The sequence below is a fragment of the Pantoea sp. 9140 genome, from assembly GCF_000745295.1.
Taxonomy (GTDB): domain Bacteria; phylum Pseudomonadota; class Gammaproteobacteria; order Enterobacterales; family Enterobacteriaceae; genus Pantoea; species Pantoea vagans.
The window spans coordinates 616,240-630,797 of the sequence record NZ_JQNO01000001.1 but is presented as its reverse complement, the minus strand read 5'-3'; the positions used below and the strand labels follow the sequence as shown (position 1 = coordinate 630,797).

At 59.6% G+C, this 14,558-nt stretch carries 13 protein-coding genes; 5 read left to right on the top strand and 8 right to left on the bottom strand.

The window, feature by feature from the left end; genetic code table 11:
• Positions 1-82: 82 nt before the first annotated feature.
• Positions 83-1,282 carry an exonuclease subunit SbcD gene (gene sbcD, locus FA92_RS02765; RefSeq protein WP_033782022.1) on the top strand — a complete coding sequence of 400 codons (1,200 nt, stop codon included), beginning with the start codon at positions 83-85 and terminating at the stop codon, positions 1,280-1,282.
• Positions 1,279-4,953: an AAA family ATPase gene (locus FA92_RS02760; RefSeq protein WP_033782020.1), complete on the top strand. Its 3,675-nt coding sequence runs from the start codon at positions 1,279-1,281 to the stop codon at positions 4,951-4,953. Before sbcD ends, FA92_RS02760 begins: the two co-directional genes overlap by 4 nt.
• Before the next feature lie 29 nt (positions 4,954-4,982).
• Here FA92_RS02760 and FA92_RS02755 read toward each other — a convergent pair whose 3' ends face one another.
• From FA92_RS02755 to FA92_RS02745, 3 genes are read right to left on the bottom strand one after another with little or no spacing between them, the layout of a single operon-like run.
• The gene (locus FA92_RS02755) at positions 4,983-5,639 is read right to left on the bottom strand and encodes a DUF799 domain-containing protein (protein ID WP_013356957.1); all 657 of its coding nucleotides are present in this window, start codon (positions 5,637-5,639) and stop codon (positions 4,983-4,985) included.
• Positions 5,636-5,995 carry a DUF4810 domain-containing protein gene (locus FA92_RS02750; protein WP_013356956.1) on the bottom strand — a complete coding sequence of 120 codons (360 nt, stop codon included), beginning with the start codon at positions 5,993-5,995 and terminating at the stop codon, positions 5,636-5,638. The genes FA92_RS02755 and FA92_RS02750 overlap by 4 nt, the downstream gene beginning before the upstream one ends.
• A gap of 11 nt (positions 5,996-6,006) precedes the next feature.
• Positions 6,007-6,684, bottom strand: a complete 678-nt coding sequence (locus FA92_RS02745; protein WP_013356955.1) for a CsgG/HfaB family protein — start codon at positions 6,682-6,684, stop codon at positions 6,007-6,009.
• 154 nt (positions 6,685-6,838) lie between these two features.
• Between FA92_RS02745 and FA92_RS02740 the strand changes: the two genes are divergently transcribed.
• On the top strand, positions 6,839-7,231 hold the full coding sequence (locus FA92_RS02740; protein ID WP_033782018.1) for a cell envelope integrity TolA C-terminal domain-containing protein: 393 nt from the start codon (positions 6,839-6,841) through the stop codon (positions 7,229-7,231).
• Here the strand turns inward: FA92_RS02740 and FA92_RS02735 are convergent.
• Together FA92_RS02735 and FA92_RS02730 are read right to left on the bottom strand one after the other, a co-directional pair.
• Positions 7,228-8,295: an AraC family transcriptional regulator gene (locus tag FA92_RS02735; protein WP_033782017.1), complete on the bottom strand. Its 1,068-nt coding sequence runs from the start codon at positions 8,293-8,295 to the stop codon at positions 7,228-7,230. The two genes, FA92_RS02740 and FA92_RS02735, sit on opposite strands and share 4 nt — an antisense overlap.
• Positions 8,296-8,449: 154 nt before the next feature.
• Positions 8,450-9,454, bottom strand: a complete 1,005-nt coding sequence (locus tag FA92_RS02730; RefSeq protein ID WP_033782016.1) for a phosphotransferase — start codon at positions 9,452-9,454, stop codon at positions 8,450-8,452.
• A gap of 249 nt (positions 9,455-9,703) precedes the next feature.
• On the opposite strand from FA92_RS02730, the gene eat reads away from it, so the two are divergent.
• Positions 9,704-11,068, top strand: a complete 1,365-nt coding sequence (gene eat / locus FA92_RS02725) for an ethanolamine permease (RefSeq protein WP_033782015.1) — start codon at positions 9,704-9,706, stop codon at positions 11,066-11,068.
• An 82-nt stretch (positions 11,069-11,150) separates the two neighbouring features.
• On the opposite strand, the gene mak is transcribed toward eat, so the two are convergent.
• A complete protein-coding gene (gene mak / locus FA92_RS02720; protein ID WP_013356950.1) occupies positions 11,151-12,062 on the bottom strand; it encodes a fructokinase in 912 nt (303 codons plus the stop codon).
• A 146-nt stretch (positions 12,063-12,208) separates the two neighbouring features.
• Between mak and rdgC the strand changes: the two genes are divergently transcribed.
• Entirely contained in the window at positions 12,209-13,120 is a 912-nt protein-coding gene (rdgC, locus tag FA92_RS02715; RefSeq protein ID WP_033782014.1) for a recombination-associated protein RdgC, read from the top strand.
• A gap of 367 nt (positions 13,121-13,487) precedes the next feature.
• Here the strand turns inward: rdgC and ppnP are convergent, their stop codons facing one another.
• Together ppnP and FA92_RS02705 are read right to left on the bottom strand one after the other, a co-directional pair.
• The gene (ppnP, locus tag FA92_RS02710) at positions 13,488-13,784 is read right to left on the bottom strand and encodes a pyrimidine/purine nucleoside phosphorylase (RefSeq protein WP_013356948.1); all 297 of its coding nucleotides are present in this window, start codon (positions 13,782-13,784) and stop codon (positions 13,488-13,490) included.
• Between the two features lie 95 nt (positions 13,785-13,879).
• Positions 13,880-14,557, bottom strand: coding sequence for an AroM family protein (locus FA92_RS02705; protein WP_033782013.1), 678 nt, complete (start codon positions 14,555-14,557; stop codon positions 13,880-13,882).
• Position 14,558: the final 1 nt, after the last annotated feature.

The window sequence follows — 14,558 nt, the reverse complement described above, 5'->3', positions numbered from 1 at the left end:
TATGACAGCGCAGCGACATTTTTTTGCTTTGGCCGCAGAGCCAGTATAATCGCCCGGCGAATCACAACGGCAGGGACTCATCATGCGCATCATTCATACTGCGGACTGGCATCTGGGGCAGTTCTTCTACAACAAAAGTCGGGCGGCGGAACATCAGGCGTTTCTCGACTGGCTGTTGATCCAGATTGAACAGCATCAGGTGGATGCGCTGATTATTGCAGGCGACCTGTTTGATACCGGCACGCCGCCCAGCTACGCCCGCGAGATGTTTAACCGCTTCGTGGTGGCGCTGCAGCCTGCGGGCTGTCAGCTGATTGTGCTGGCGGGTAACCACGATTCCGTGGCAACGCTGAACGAGTCACGCGAACTGCTGGCCTGTCTCAACACGCGGGTAATCGCTACACCGCAGGCGCAGGATGATGTGCTGCTGCTCAACACCCGCCAGGGCGAGCCGGGTGCCCTGCTGTGCGCCATTCCCTATCTGCGCCCGCGCGATATCCTGCGCAGCCGGGCGGGTCAGTCGGGACGCGACAAGCAGACCTCGCTGCTGGAGGCGATTGCCCACCACTATCAGCAGCGTTTCGCCGCCGCCCAGGCGCTGGGCTATGCGCTGCCCGTCATTGCTACCGGGCATCTCACCACCGTTGGCGTCAGCCAGAGCGATTCAGTGCGTGACATCTATATCGGCACGCTGGATGCGTTTCCCGCCAGCGCGTTTCCCGCTGCTGATTATATTGCGCTCGGCCATATTCATCGCGCCCAGCGCGTGGCGGGCAGCGAGCATATCCGCTACAGCGGCTCGCCGATTCCGCTGAGCTTTGATGAGCTGGGGACTGAAAAAAGCGTCTTCCTGCTGGAACTGGCGGCCAGCGGCCTGCAGTCAGTCACGCCGCTGATGGTGCCACAGGCGCAGCCGATGCAGGTGCTGAAAGGGTCGCTGGCGCAGATAGCGGAACAGCTAAATGCCTTCAGTTCGGCAGAGCAGGAAAAACCGACCTGGCTCGATATCGAAGTCACCACTCAGGAGTACCTCAGCGATCTGCAACGTCAGGTCGAAACCCTGACCGCTACGCTGCCGGTCGAAGTCTTGCTGCTGCGCCGCAGCCGTGAACAGCGGCAGCAGAGCCTGGCGCAGCTCGACAACGAAACGCTGAGTGAGCTGAAGGTGGAAGAGGTCTTTGCCCGCCGCCTGGCGCTGGATGAGGAGCTGCAACCGGCGCAAATCGACGAGATGATCATCCTGTTCCGCCAGACGCTGGCCGCCATGGAAGAGACCCAATGAAGATCCTTACGCTACGGTTTAAAAACCTCAATGCCCTGCGCGGTGAATGGTTCATCGACTTCCGCGCCGAGCCTTTTGCCAGCAACGGCCTGTTTGCGATAACCGGGGCCACCGGGGCAGGTAAAACCACGCTGCTGGACGCCATCTGCCTGGCGCTCTATCACCAGACACCGCGCCTGGGCGCGATTTCCCAGAGCCAGAATGCGCTGATGACACGCGACTGCGCCGAATGTCTGGCTGAGGTCGAGTTTGAGATCAAAGGTGAAGCCTGGCGCGCCTTCTGGAGCCAGAACCGCGCGCGCGGCACCGCTGACGGCAAGCTACAGGCACCACGCGTTGAGCTGGCGCGCTGTGACGACAACACCATTGTTGCCGATAAGGTCGGTGACAAGCTGAAGCTGATCGAAACCCTCTCCGGACTGGATTTCGAACGCTTCACCCGCTCAATGATGCTGTCACAGGGACAATTCGCCGCCTTTCTCAACGCCAAAGCCAGTGAACGCGCCGAACTGCTGGAAGAGCTGACCGGCACCGAAATTTACGGCCTGATTTCCTCAGCCATCTACGAGCGTCATAAAGAGGCGAAAACCCAGCTGGATCTGCTGCGCAGCCAGGCGGGAGCGATGGCGCTGCTGGATAGCGACGCCCGCGACGCGCTGCAACAGCAGCTCAGCGATCTGACCAGGGCTGAACAGCAGCTCAGCGCGGATTATCAGCAGGCGCAGCAACAGCAGCAGTGGCAGCAACAGGCACAGCAGTTACAGCAGGAGTGTGAGCAGGCTGAAGCGGCGCTGCAGCAGGCGCAGGCCGCCTCACAGGCGGCTGAAACCGACCGCCAGCAGCTGGCTCGCAGCGAACCGGCTGAAAAACTGAGGATTAAACTGCAGCAGCGCGACGCATTGCGCAGTGAACAGCAGCAGGCTGAGAGCCGCTATCAGCAGCTTACCGCGGCGCAGCAGCAGGCGCAGAACCAGCAGCAGCAGCATCAGCAGAATTATGCGGCCGCTCAGACCGCCCGCCAGCTGGCGCAGCAGGAACAGCAGCAGCAGGAGAACCTGCTGACGGAACAGGTGCTGCCGCTGGATCAGCACATCACGACGCTGCAGCAACAGCTTGCAGAGCAGCAGCAGGAAAATGCCCGGCAGCAGCAGCATGCCGACCAGACCCAGGCCAGCCTGACGCAGCAGAAGCAGCAGGTCGCGGCCTGGCAGCAGGCGATTGCCGAACAGCATCAGTTACGTGAGCAGCTGGCCGATCTGGCGCACTGGGGCGCTTCGCTGCCGGTATGGCAGGAGAACTTTGCCCTGCTGGCACAGCGTGAGGCGACACTGGCGGGACTGACGCAACAGCGCGAACAGCAGCAGCAACAGATCGATGCGCAACAGGCGAAACAGCAACAAGAGGCACAACAGGCACTGCCGCGCCAGTTGTCAGAGCAACAGGCCCGCCAGGCGCTGTCGCAGGCGGAGCAGGTACTCACTTCGCTTCAGGAGCAGCATCCGCCTGCCGCACTGCGGCAGGCATTAAGCCAGTTGCAGAACAGCCGTCCGGCGCGTCAGCAACTGCTGCTGCTCTCAACGCAGTGGCAGCCGCTGCACCAGCAGCTGGGCCAGCGCCAGCAAAGGCTGAGCGCGCTGGAAAAAGCGCATCAGCAGAGTGAAGCGGAACTCCAGAGCCTGCGCGAGACGTGGAAACGCGAAAAACAGCAGCTGGATGATGTCGAAAAAATCTGCGCGCTGGAGCAGCAGATTGTCGACCTCAGCGATTACCGCGCCCGGCTCACCGCCGATCAGCCCTGCCCGCTGTGCGGCTCCTGCACCCATCCCGCCGTTGAGGCCTACAGCACACTGGAAGTGAGTGCTAACCAGCAGCGCCGGGCTGCGCTGCAGCAGCAAACCGAGGCACTGCGTGAAGCGGGCACGGCAAAAAATGAACAGCTGAAGCAGTCAGTAGTGCAGCAGCAGGCCCTGCGCGATGAAATCGCCGGGATGCAGCAACAGCTTGAGCAGCTTGAGCAGCAATGGCAGGCGCTGAGCGGTGAGCTGGCACTTACCATCCCGCTTGCCGATCGCGAGGCCTTAGCCACGTGGCAGCAGCAGCAAAGCGACCGTGAAAGTCAGCTTGAGCAGCAGCGACAGGCTCAGGAGGCCGCTGAACAGGCGCGTCAGGCTGCGAAAGATCACCATCTTCAGCAGCTACAGGCCTGGCAGCAGCACCAGCAGGCCGAACAGCTGGCGCAGCAGTCGCTGACCAGCCTGCAACAGGCACTGGATGCGCTGCAACAGCGTCAGCAGCAGGAACAGCAGGCCTGGGAGCAGTTGCAGAGCCGTCTGGAGCAGCAGTTCAGCGCGCACCATCTTGCCCTGCCCGATGCTGCCGATCGCGATGCGTGGCTGGCGGAGCAACAGCGGCGCTGGCAGCGCTGGCAGGAAAGTGAGCAGTTGCTCGCTAACCTGCAGCCGAAGCTGTTAAAAGGGGAAACCCAGCTCACTGCCCTGCAACAACAGGCAGAGCAGGAACAGCAGCAGCTCGCCACCCGTCAGCAGCAGCAGCAGCAGAGCCAGACGCAGCTCAGCGAAATGCGTCAGCAGCGTCTGGCGCTGTTTGGCGATCGCGATGTCGCCCACGCCCGTCAGCTGCTGCAGGCCCGCGTTCAGCACACTGATGAACAGCTGGCACAGCAGCTCACCGCCCTGCAACAGGCGCAGGCCGAGGTCAGTCGCCTGCAGGGTGAGCTGTCGGGGCTGGAAAATCAGCGTCAGACGCTCAGCGGCAAACTGGCAGAGGCGGAAAGCACGCTGCAGCAGGCACTGGAGAGCGCCGGATTTACCGATGAAGCCAGCCTGCGCGCGGCGCTGCTGGATGAGCAGACCGCGCTGCAACTGCGTCAGCAACTGCAGCAACTCGATCAGCAATGCCAGCAGCAGCAGGCGCGACTAGCGGATCTGCAGCAGCGGCTCAGCGTTCATCAGCAGGCGAAACCCGATGCGATGCCGGAATCCGCCGAAGCACTGGCGCAGCAGCTGGAGCAGTTACGGCTGGCCCTGCGCGACAACGCCAGCCAGCAGGGTCAGATTCAGCAGCAGCTGCACAGCGACGCCAGCCTCCGCGCCCGACAACAGAGCCTGATGACGCAGATTGAACAGGATGGTGTTGTGCTGGCGCAGTGGAGCCTGCTCAACGATCTGATCGGCTCCGCTAGCGGCGATAAATTCCGGCGCTTCGCCCAGGGGTTAACGCTGGATCATCTGGTAGCGCTTGCCAACCGTCAGCTCGATCGGCTGCATGGCCGTTATCTGCTGCAGCGCCGGGCGCAGGATCTGCTGGAGCTGGATGTCGTCGATACCTGGCAGGCCGACGCGGCTCGCGATACCCGCACGTTGTCAGGTGGCGAGAGTTTCCTGGTCAGTCTGGCGCTGGCGCTGGCGTTATCGGATCTGGTCAGCCACAAAACGCGCATCGAATCGCTGTTTCTGGATGAGGGGTTCGGCACGCTGGATGCCCAGACGCTGGACACCGCGCTGGATGCCCTCGACGCGCTGAACGCCAGCGGCAAAACCATCGGGGTGATCAGCCACGTGGAAGCGATGAAAGAGCGTATCCCGGTGCAGATTAAAGTGCGCAAGATGAATGGATTAGGGTACAGCCAGCTGGAATTGCCGCAGGGATAATGGGCGCCAGAGCGCCCGTCTGAGTCTGATCAGCGGGCGCTGACGACTTTGTAGCGAGGGCCGGTAAGTAATCCGCCCTGCTCGTTCTGTGACAGCAGACGATTGCTGGTCAGTCCGGCCACGGTATGGGCTTTGTCAGTGACGTTGTCGGAAATCTGCTTGATCGCCGCGCTGACCAGAATACCAATCACGCCGTTGTTGTTATTATTGCCCTGATCATTGTCGGTAGCGGTAGCGGAACCCTGCCAGATCTCTTTGCCGCTGCGTAAATCCACCAGCCGTGCTTTGGCGGTCACGGTGGTCACGCTGTCGATCACCCGATAGCTGCTGCCATAGTCGCTGATCGAGATATAGAGCGCGCTGTCGGCGTGGAAGATCTCATTCAGACGTTTCGCGCTGACCGCCTGGGCGTCGCTGGCGCTGGTCAGGCCGTTCTGATGAAAGGTCTCTTCAACCACCGCCACCGGGAAGACGTAGTAACCGGCTTCGGCCAGCGGACGCGTCACCAGCGAGTTCAGGCTGTGAGCGGCGTTGATATCCGGCGAGGTGTTAGCGGCAGGCAGCACCAGAATCGAGGCAGGCTTGCTGGCACGAAACGCAGTGTAGTCGTACGGTTTTTTTGGCTGCGCACAGCCAGTCAGCAACAGCACCATCAGCGCGCCGCTCAGGGCAATCCATTTTTTCACTGTACCACTCCTTGTTTTTTACTCATCAGAAAATCCATGTAAGGTGCTGATTCGGGGAACAGCTGCTTCTCGGTGGCGAACTGACCAAACGCTTTATTGGTATCACCGGTTTTAGCGTAGAGCAGGCCGAGCTGCGCATGCAGGCCTGGCGGTACGGGCTGACCCGCAGCACGGGCTTTTTCCACATCCAGACTCAGCGCATCGATCTGCTTCAGCGGATCGCCGCTTTGCTGATAGTAGCTATAAATCTGTTCCTGATAGTCGCCCCAGTAGTAGATCGTTTTCGGCGCTTTTGGCGCACAGCCGGCCAGCAGCGCCGCTGCCATCAGCAGGCTGCTCAGTGTCATCATTTTCATTTACTGTTTCCTTATTTAGCCGGACGCCATGCGCCGTTGTTGATTCCATCCACTAAATGATCGACCGCTTCGCGAATCGCCAGATCCATCACTTTGCCGTTCAGCGTCGAGTCATAGCTGCTGGTGCCGCCAAAGCCGATCACTTCACGCGCCGAAAGCTGGTACTCGCCTGCACCCTGGGTGCTGTAAACCACTTCAGAGGTAGTGACATCCACCACGTTGAGATTCACTTTGGCATAGGCGATCTGGGTTTTGCCGCGGCCCAGAATGCCCCACAGCTGCTGATCGCCCACTTCTTTGCGGCCAAACTCGGTAATATCACCGGTGATGATGTAGTTCGCGCCTTTGATATTCTGCTGGCTGCGTTTGAAGTCTGACTCCTGCTGCAACTCTTTCAGATTGCTGCGATCCAGCACGCTGAAGCGATTGGTCTGCTGCAGATGGGTAATCAGAATGGTTTTCGACTGATTACCCAGCCGATCGACACCATCAGAGAAGATGCCGTTCATGTACGAGGAGCGGTTATCGAACTGACCTACCGCAATCGGGCTGCGCACGCCCTGATAAACCGGCTGGCTGGCTGCACGAACCTGCGGAGCCTGAATAGCACGGGAAGATTCGGTAGCACAGCCGCTGATTAGCGAGGTGGTTAACAAGGAGAGTGCCGCAAAGGCATATTTTTTCTGCATTTCTAATCCATGAAGTGAAAAAAGACATCATCCGCACAGGGGCGGTAAATTCTGGTTCTGCCGACAGTCGGAGGAATGCCATAGCATTCAGCAGGCCGGTCTGTAGACTGTCGGCAGCAGACCGGAAGATCTTTAGAAAAAAGTGGCTAATTTAATGAATTTAATTAATACAATAGTGAGAGTATTGCCAGGTGTGATTATTGCAATGGCGCTCAGCGCCTGTCAGCAACCTTTGACAAAGCAACGGGATAGCGTGGCAAACCTGTGTGAGCCTGCGAAGGATCCGGACAGCAAATCCTGTCACTGGACTAATCAAATGCAGCCGGTACTGAATCGACAGTTTACTGATGCGGCGCGTTACGCCGGTCAGCAATGTCTGGTACGGATGGAGTGGCAACAACACAGCAGACATTATGCCGTGACGCAGACTCAGGGGGATGAGGCGCTCTGCCTGCGTGCCTGGCAGCTGGTGGCACAAACGCGCGATCTGCCCCCGCCGCCGGAGCCGGGACAACCGGCGTGGTTTGGCTTTGCGCCGCGTGGTTAGCTGGCCAGACCTTCCTGGCGCCACTGGCGCGGACTGATGCCAAACCAGCGGCGAAATGCGCGTGAGAACGCGCTGACTTCCGAGTAGCCCAGCAGCAGCGCCATCTCCGAGATCGGCAGCTGCTTCTGCTGCAGATAGTACGTCGCCATTTCGCAGCGCACCTGATCCACCAGCGCAGTAAAGCTGCTGCCCTCTTCGCGCAGCCGCCGCTGTAGTGACCAGCTCGACAGCCCGAGTTTATCCGCCACCTCTTCCAGCACCGGCTCGCCCTGCATCAGCGATAAATTAACCTGCGAACGCGCCTGATCAATCATGCTCTGCTGAGACGTCCCGCGGTTCAGCCGCCGTATCGCATCCTGCATCACCATCAACAGGATCGGATCGCTCTCCGGCATCGCGCGCAGCAGATCGCGTTTCGGGATCACCAGCGAATTAAACGGCTGATCGAACCAGACCGGCGCATCAAACACTTTGCAGTGATCGTGCCACTGGCCGGGACGCGGATGCTCGAAATGGACTTCGCTCGGCGCCCAGTGTCTGCCCGCGACGTGCCGGATCAGATTCATAAACATCCCCAGCGTCAGCTCGGCATCCTGACGGCGCGACAGAATAGCCCCGTGGCGCACCTGATAGTCGAGCCGCCAGCACTCTCCTTTATCCACCAGCCGGGTTAAGGTGTCGTGCTGATGCCAGGGAAACGCGTTAACCACATTGTGCAGCGCCTGTTCCAGCGTGGCGGAGCACAAGCCAATGTAGCCGATCAGGCCTAATGACTGCGGTTTAAACTGCCTGCCGTAGTGCAAACCGAAGTTATCAAAACCAGAGTGGCGCGCCGCCTCTTCCAGCACCCGACAGTAGTTCACCAGCCCCAGGCTTAGCGTCGGACTGGCCAGACGTTCCGGATCGATGCCGCTGATGCCAAATATGCGATCAACATCGCCGCCCTGAGTATGAATAAACTCGCTTAAGCCGGTCGCCGCCGCTGCCAGTACGCCGTGATTGCCTGTCCCTGCCGCGGCAGAGCAGGCCGCAAACGCATTGGGCTTGATCAGTGTCGGATTCATGGTCGCCTCAGTCAGAAGTCAGGTGGATCACCCGTTCCTGAGATCAGAGCAAATTCCATACCAGGTCGCTAAGCCCCGCCTGCGGGCGGTCCGGACTGCGCGCGGACACGGCATCCGGCACTGCGGCGGCGCAGCCACGCCCGCCGCTGGTGCATCAGACACCGACCGGCAGCGCTTTACCCTCCAGATAATCGCGGCAGAGGCGGACCGAGTGACTGGCCCACGCCGGGCCGAGACTACGCGCCATTTCGGTTTCAGCATGCGATCCTACCCAGGCGGTGAGCTGAATACGACGCTGGATCAGCAGTGCGGGCAGCATGGCCATCTCCGCATCGCTGATATGCGCCACCTGCTCATAACCGCGTATCCAGTGATCGATCCACTCTGGCGCGCGCGGGTGATGCTCAACAAAACTGATCGCGGCCGCCAGATCGTGCAGATACCAGCCGAGTCCGCAGTCATCGAAGTCGATCACCCGCGTTTCGCCCTTGTGCAGCAGCAGATTGGTCAGCCGCAGATCGGCGTGGATCAGGCCATAGCGATCCGATCCCTTACCAAACTGCGCCATCGCCGCGCCGACCTGCGCAATCGTCTGTTCGACGACGCTGTGATCGGCAACAGGCAGATTCGGCGCATCCTGCCAGCGCCCCCAGTGACTCTCAGCGCTGGTCATGGTGTGGTGATCCCAGATAATCCGCTGGAAACCCGCGGGCGGCTGCCACTGTTTGCTGTGCTGATGCAGCCGCGCGGTAATCTGGCCCAGTTGCTGAAAGGCGCGGGGATCAACGTCGGTGGTCGGCATCTCGCCGTCGATCCAGTGGAACAGCACCACGTAGCGCTCACTGCCATCCGGCAGCCGCAGCGTCAGCACCGTTTCGCCCGCGTTGTCCGGCACCGCTTCCGGTACCATAATGCCGGTTTCACGCAATGCATCGAGCCACAGCAGTTCGCTGAGGATATCTGCTTTCTGATGGTAATCGCCGCGATGCAGCCGCAGCGCATAACGCCGGCCTGCCGCTTTCACCAGGAACGTGGCGTTCTCTGAGCGGCACAGCAGGCTGAGCTGACCCTGCAGTGCGGCGGGATAGCAGGCGAGCGCCTGCTGCGCCATCAGAGTGAGTTGGGAATCAGTCAGGTTGTCATATTGTTTAGCGCTCATCATCCGGCTCCTTTTCACTTGCGTTATCTCAGCATGCGTTGCCAGAAGGTGAGCTGCTTGACCTCAGAAGAGACAAAGTTGACCGCAGCGTGCAGCTGGCCAGGTTGTTGCCTGTGAGTTGACCGTGGAGGACAGAAGTCACTGCGCCCGCGTCAAGTCGTGGTGAGTAATGCAACGGCATTATCCCCTTACTTTAGTAGTTAAGGCGGTGAAACGCCGCGTGAGACCAACAACGACGGGGATAACAGTATGACAAACAGACTCAAGCCCACGCTGGGCACCCTGCATCTGTGGGGGATTGCGGTTGGCCTGGTGATCTCAGGCGAATATTTTGGCTGGAGTTACGGCTGGGCTGTGGCAGGCACGCTGGGATTTCTGGTGACCACGGCGCTGATCGCCACGCTCTACACCTGCTTTATTTTTAGCTTCACCGAGCTGACCACCGCGATCCCCCATGCGGGCGGCCCCTTTGCCTATAGCCGTCGCGCCTTTGGCGAAACCGGCGGGCTGATTGCCGGTCTGGCAACGCTGATTGAGTTTGTCTTTGCGCCACCGGCGATCGCCATGGCGATCGGGGCTTATCTCAATGTGCAGTATCCCGAACTGAACCCGAAAACCGCGGCGGTCGGCGCGTACCTGGTGTTTATGACGCTGAATATTCTCGGCGTAAAACTGGCAGCGATGTTCGAACTGGTTGTCACCGTGCTGGCGGTCATTGAGCTGCTGGTGTTTATGGGCGTGGTCTCGCCTGGCTTCAGCCTGGCAAACTTTGCTGCGCACGGCTGGGCGGGCAGCGACAGCTTCGGACTGCCCGCCTTCTCCGGCATTTTCGCCGCCATTCCTTTCGCCATCTGGTTTTTCCTTGCTATTGAAGGCGCCGCGATGGCGGCTGAAGAGGCGAAAGATCCCACCCGGACCATTCCCCGTGCCTATATCAGCGGGATCCTGACGCTGGTGGTGCTGGCAATTGGCGTGATGCTGATGGCAGGCGGCGCAGGTGACTGGCGCAAACTTGCTGACATTAACGATCCGCTGCCGCAGGCGATGAAAATGATCGTTGGCGAACACTCTAACTGGATGCATATGCTGGTGTGGATTGGGCTGTTTGGCCTGATTGCCAGCTTCCACGGCATCATTCTCGGCTACTCACGGCAGTTTTTTGCCCTGGCCCGCGCGGGCTATCTGCCCCCTTCGCTGGCAAAGCTGTCGCGTTTTCAGACCCCCCATCGCGCAATTATTGTCGGCGGCTTGCTGGGCATCGCGGCGATTTACAGCGATGGCGTGATTAATCTGCAGGGGATGACGCTGACGGCAGCGATGATCACCATGGCGGTGTTTGGCGCGATTGTGATGTACATCATGAGCATGCTGAGCCTGTTTAAACTGCGCCGCAGCGCGCCCGAGATGGTGCGCAGCTTCCGCGCGCCGGGTTATCCGATTGTGCCGGGCATCGCCCTGCTGCTGTCAGTCGGCTGCCTGCTGGCGATGCTGTGGTTTAATCCGGTGATTGGCGCGCTGTTTGTCGCCATCATGGTGGTCGGCTATCTCTACTTCCTCGCCACCAAAGCGCAGCGCGATCGGGCACCGCAGGACACGATGCTGGCTGGAGAATAACCGCGGCGCGGCAGGATGCTGCGCCACAGGTTAACGGTTCAGCGCCCGACCTTCAGGTGCTGAACCGCAGGCAGAAACGGCATCAGCCGTTAAGCGGCCAGAGCCACGCCGCACCACGCACGCCGCTGGAGTCGCCATGCTGTGCCTTCAGCACCGGCGTTTCACACTCCCCGCCAAACACCCACTTCTTCATCAGCACCGGCACGGTCTGATAGAGACGATCCACATTGCTCATCCCGCCACCCAGCACGATCACGTCGGGATCGATCAGGTTCACCACCTGCGCCAGTGATTTGGCCAGCCGCAGCTCATAGCGGCTCATCGCCAGTTCGGCGATCGGATCCTGCTGTGCCAGCAGCGAAACGATCTCTGCGCCTTTGCGATGCACGCCGCTCAGCCGCTGATAGTCGATACCAAAACCGGTGCCGGAAACAAAGGTCTCGATGCAGCCCTGCTGCCCGCAATAACAGGGCACTTCCTGGCGGTAGCGCAGCTCATCTTCATCCATCCACGGCAGCGGATTGTGGCCCCACTCGCCAGCATTGCCATTGCCACCGATGCGCGATTCCCCGTTGATCGCCACTCCCGCGCCCGACCCGGTGCCGATGATCACGGCAAACACCAGCGACTGTCCGGCTCCCGCCCCATCAACCGCTTCCGACACGGCCAGGCAGTTAGCATCGTTGGCGATGCGCACTTCCCGGTTCAGCGCCTGAGCCAGATCTTTATCCAGCGGCTGGCCGTTGAGCCAGGTGGAGTTGGCATTTTTCACCCGCTTACTGAAGGGCGAAAGCGAGCCAGGGATCCCAAGGCCGACCGTACCGGTCTCGCCGGTTTTCTGCTCGGCCAGTGTGACCAGATCGACAATCGCCTGCACCGTGGCCTGATAGTCGTCACGCGGGGTATTCACCCGATGGCGGAACAGCTCCTGTCCCTTATCCGACAATGCAATCACTTCTGTCTTGGTGCCACCCAGATCTATGCCTATGCGCAAGGTTACGTCCTCGTTATTCGTTCAGGTGAGAGATACAGTAGAAGGCGGCTGCCTTAAAGGCAATGAAACCACTCCGATGTTTCGCTATCATGCGCGCTGACTCTCGCAGACTTGTGCGCCCGATCGCGCCCCGGTAAGGAATCCCGATGTTGTGGTTTAAAAATATGATGGTTTATCGTCTGAATCGTGACATTCCGTTGTCCGCAGATGAGATGGAAAAACAGCTCGACGCCTTCACGTTTTCACCGTGTGGCAGTCAGGATATGAGCAAGACCGGCTGGGTCCCGCCGATGGGTAACCGCAGCGATGCGCTGACCCACGAGAACAAAGGCCAGATTGTGATTTGCGCCCGCAAAGAGGAGAAAATCCTGCCGTCGCCGGTCGTGAAACAGGCGCTGGAAGCGAAAATCGACAAGCTGGAATCTGAGCAGAGCCGCAAGCTCAAAAAGACCGAAAAAGATTCGCTGAAAGATGAAGTGCTGCACAGCCTGCTGCCGCGCGCCTTCAGCCGTTTCAGCCAGACTTATCTGTGGATCGACACGGTCAATAACCTGATTATGGTGGACTGTGCCAGCGCGAAAAAAGCGGAAGATACTCTGGCGCTGCTGCGCAAAAGCCTGGGTTCACTGCCGGTGGTGCCGCTGACGCTGGAAAATCCGATTGAGCTGACGCTGACCCAATGGGTACGTTCTGGCGACCTGCCAGCCGGGTTTGCGCTGATGGATGAAGCGGAGCTGAAAGCCCTGCTGGAAGATGGCGGCGTCATCCGCTGTAAGAAACAGGATTTGGTGTGTGACGAGATCGCCAACCATATCGAAGCCGGTAAGGTAGTGACCAAACTGGCACTCGACTGGCAGGAGCGCATTCAGTTCGTGCTGGCGGATGACGGTTCGGTAAAACGTCTGAAGTTCAGCGACACGCTGCGCGACCAGAACGACGATATCGATCGCGAAGATTTTGCCCAGCGCTTTGATGCAGACTTTATTCTGATGACCAGCGAACTGGCGGCACTGACCAGCAATCTGGTGGAAGCGTTAGGCGGCGAAGCCCAGCGTTAATTCAACAGGCAGGGTTGCCAGAAAAAACGTTTTATGCCAAAAAAATGGTCGCTTAGCGGCCATTTAAGCACCTATGCTAACAAGGTCGATCTGACAGCAGCGGAAAAGCATAAAGCGCTGGGAACAGGGTCAGAAGAGGAAAGCGTCCCGCGCCATGGACAAAAACGCCGGGAGCGTTTTTGAACAACGCAACGCGTTGGCCCGGCAACGGGCGCACCTCAGGGATGAGGTGCGTAATCGCGCGGGCCGAGCGGCCAGGGATTGGCTTTAGCGTCTTTCCGATCTGACCCTGTTCCCTGAGCTGGGGCATGATCCCACCACGGTTCGGGTCAGAAGTTGTCAAAAAGGGCCGCTTAGCGGCCCTTTTTTAATCTTTATCTTTCAGGTAACGGCAGAGATAGGAACTTGGCTCGCCAACCTGCAGATGAAATTCGCTGTGGCCCGGCACGTTAAACACCGAACCCGCTTCAAACCATTTCCACTCGGTCTCACCTGGCAGCAGCACCTTAAGCGAGCCGCTGACCACGGTCATCTCTTCCGGCTGGCCGGTACCAAATGTGTATTCACCTTCAGCCATCACGCCCACGCTGGCACGGCCGGTGCTCGCACTGTCAAAACCGATAGATTTAACTTTTCCGTCAAAATACTCACTTACGTTGAGCATAATAGTTCTCCAGAGCACATGTTGTGTGTCAGGCAGTGTAGAAGGGAACCCGCTGATCTGTCACGCGAAATGATGGCGGTTTGTGATCGCCTGCGTCAGGGCAGCAGCTCCGCCGCCAGTCGGGCTACCAGCTGATTAGAGAGCAGAACCGGCACGTCCAGCCGCTGCTGTAACCATGCCCGATGCTGCTGGTGATAGCCCATGCAGTCAAGCACCACCAGCTCTGCGCCCTGCGCTTTCAGGCGGTTTGCGGCATCGGAGAAGGTTGCCTCATCGCCCTGATAGGGGCTGGCGACCGCAAAACAGGGCTGCGCGGGCAGTGGCTGCCACTTGCCAGCCTGTTCAACAATCTGCTCCTCAACCGGCACCACAATCCCGACCCGCTGCTGCTGCACCATGGCGCGTATAAGCGGAGGAATGATGCGTTCCGGCTCCAGCAGCAGCGCACGCTGGGTAACGAGCTGGCTGAATTCACCGGTGCATAGCAACAGAATGGTGTCATACCCCATCTGCTCCAGCGCGCTGATTTTACGCTGTAATCCCTGCTCCACCTTCGACGTCGATAGCCGCACCTGTTCGCCACTCTGTAACCGAGACACCAGAACCCTGTCGCCTGCGGCTGGCGTGAAGTGGTCGGCAATCTCAGTAGCGTCCAGTCCATCCAGCAGACCGGCATGATCGGTCACCGCATCCGGCAGATGCTGACGCAGCAACGGCAGAATATCGCTGCGTGGTGACTGCCCGATTGTCAGGGTCGCCAGTGATTTCGCCATC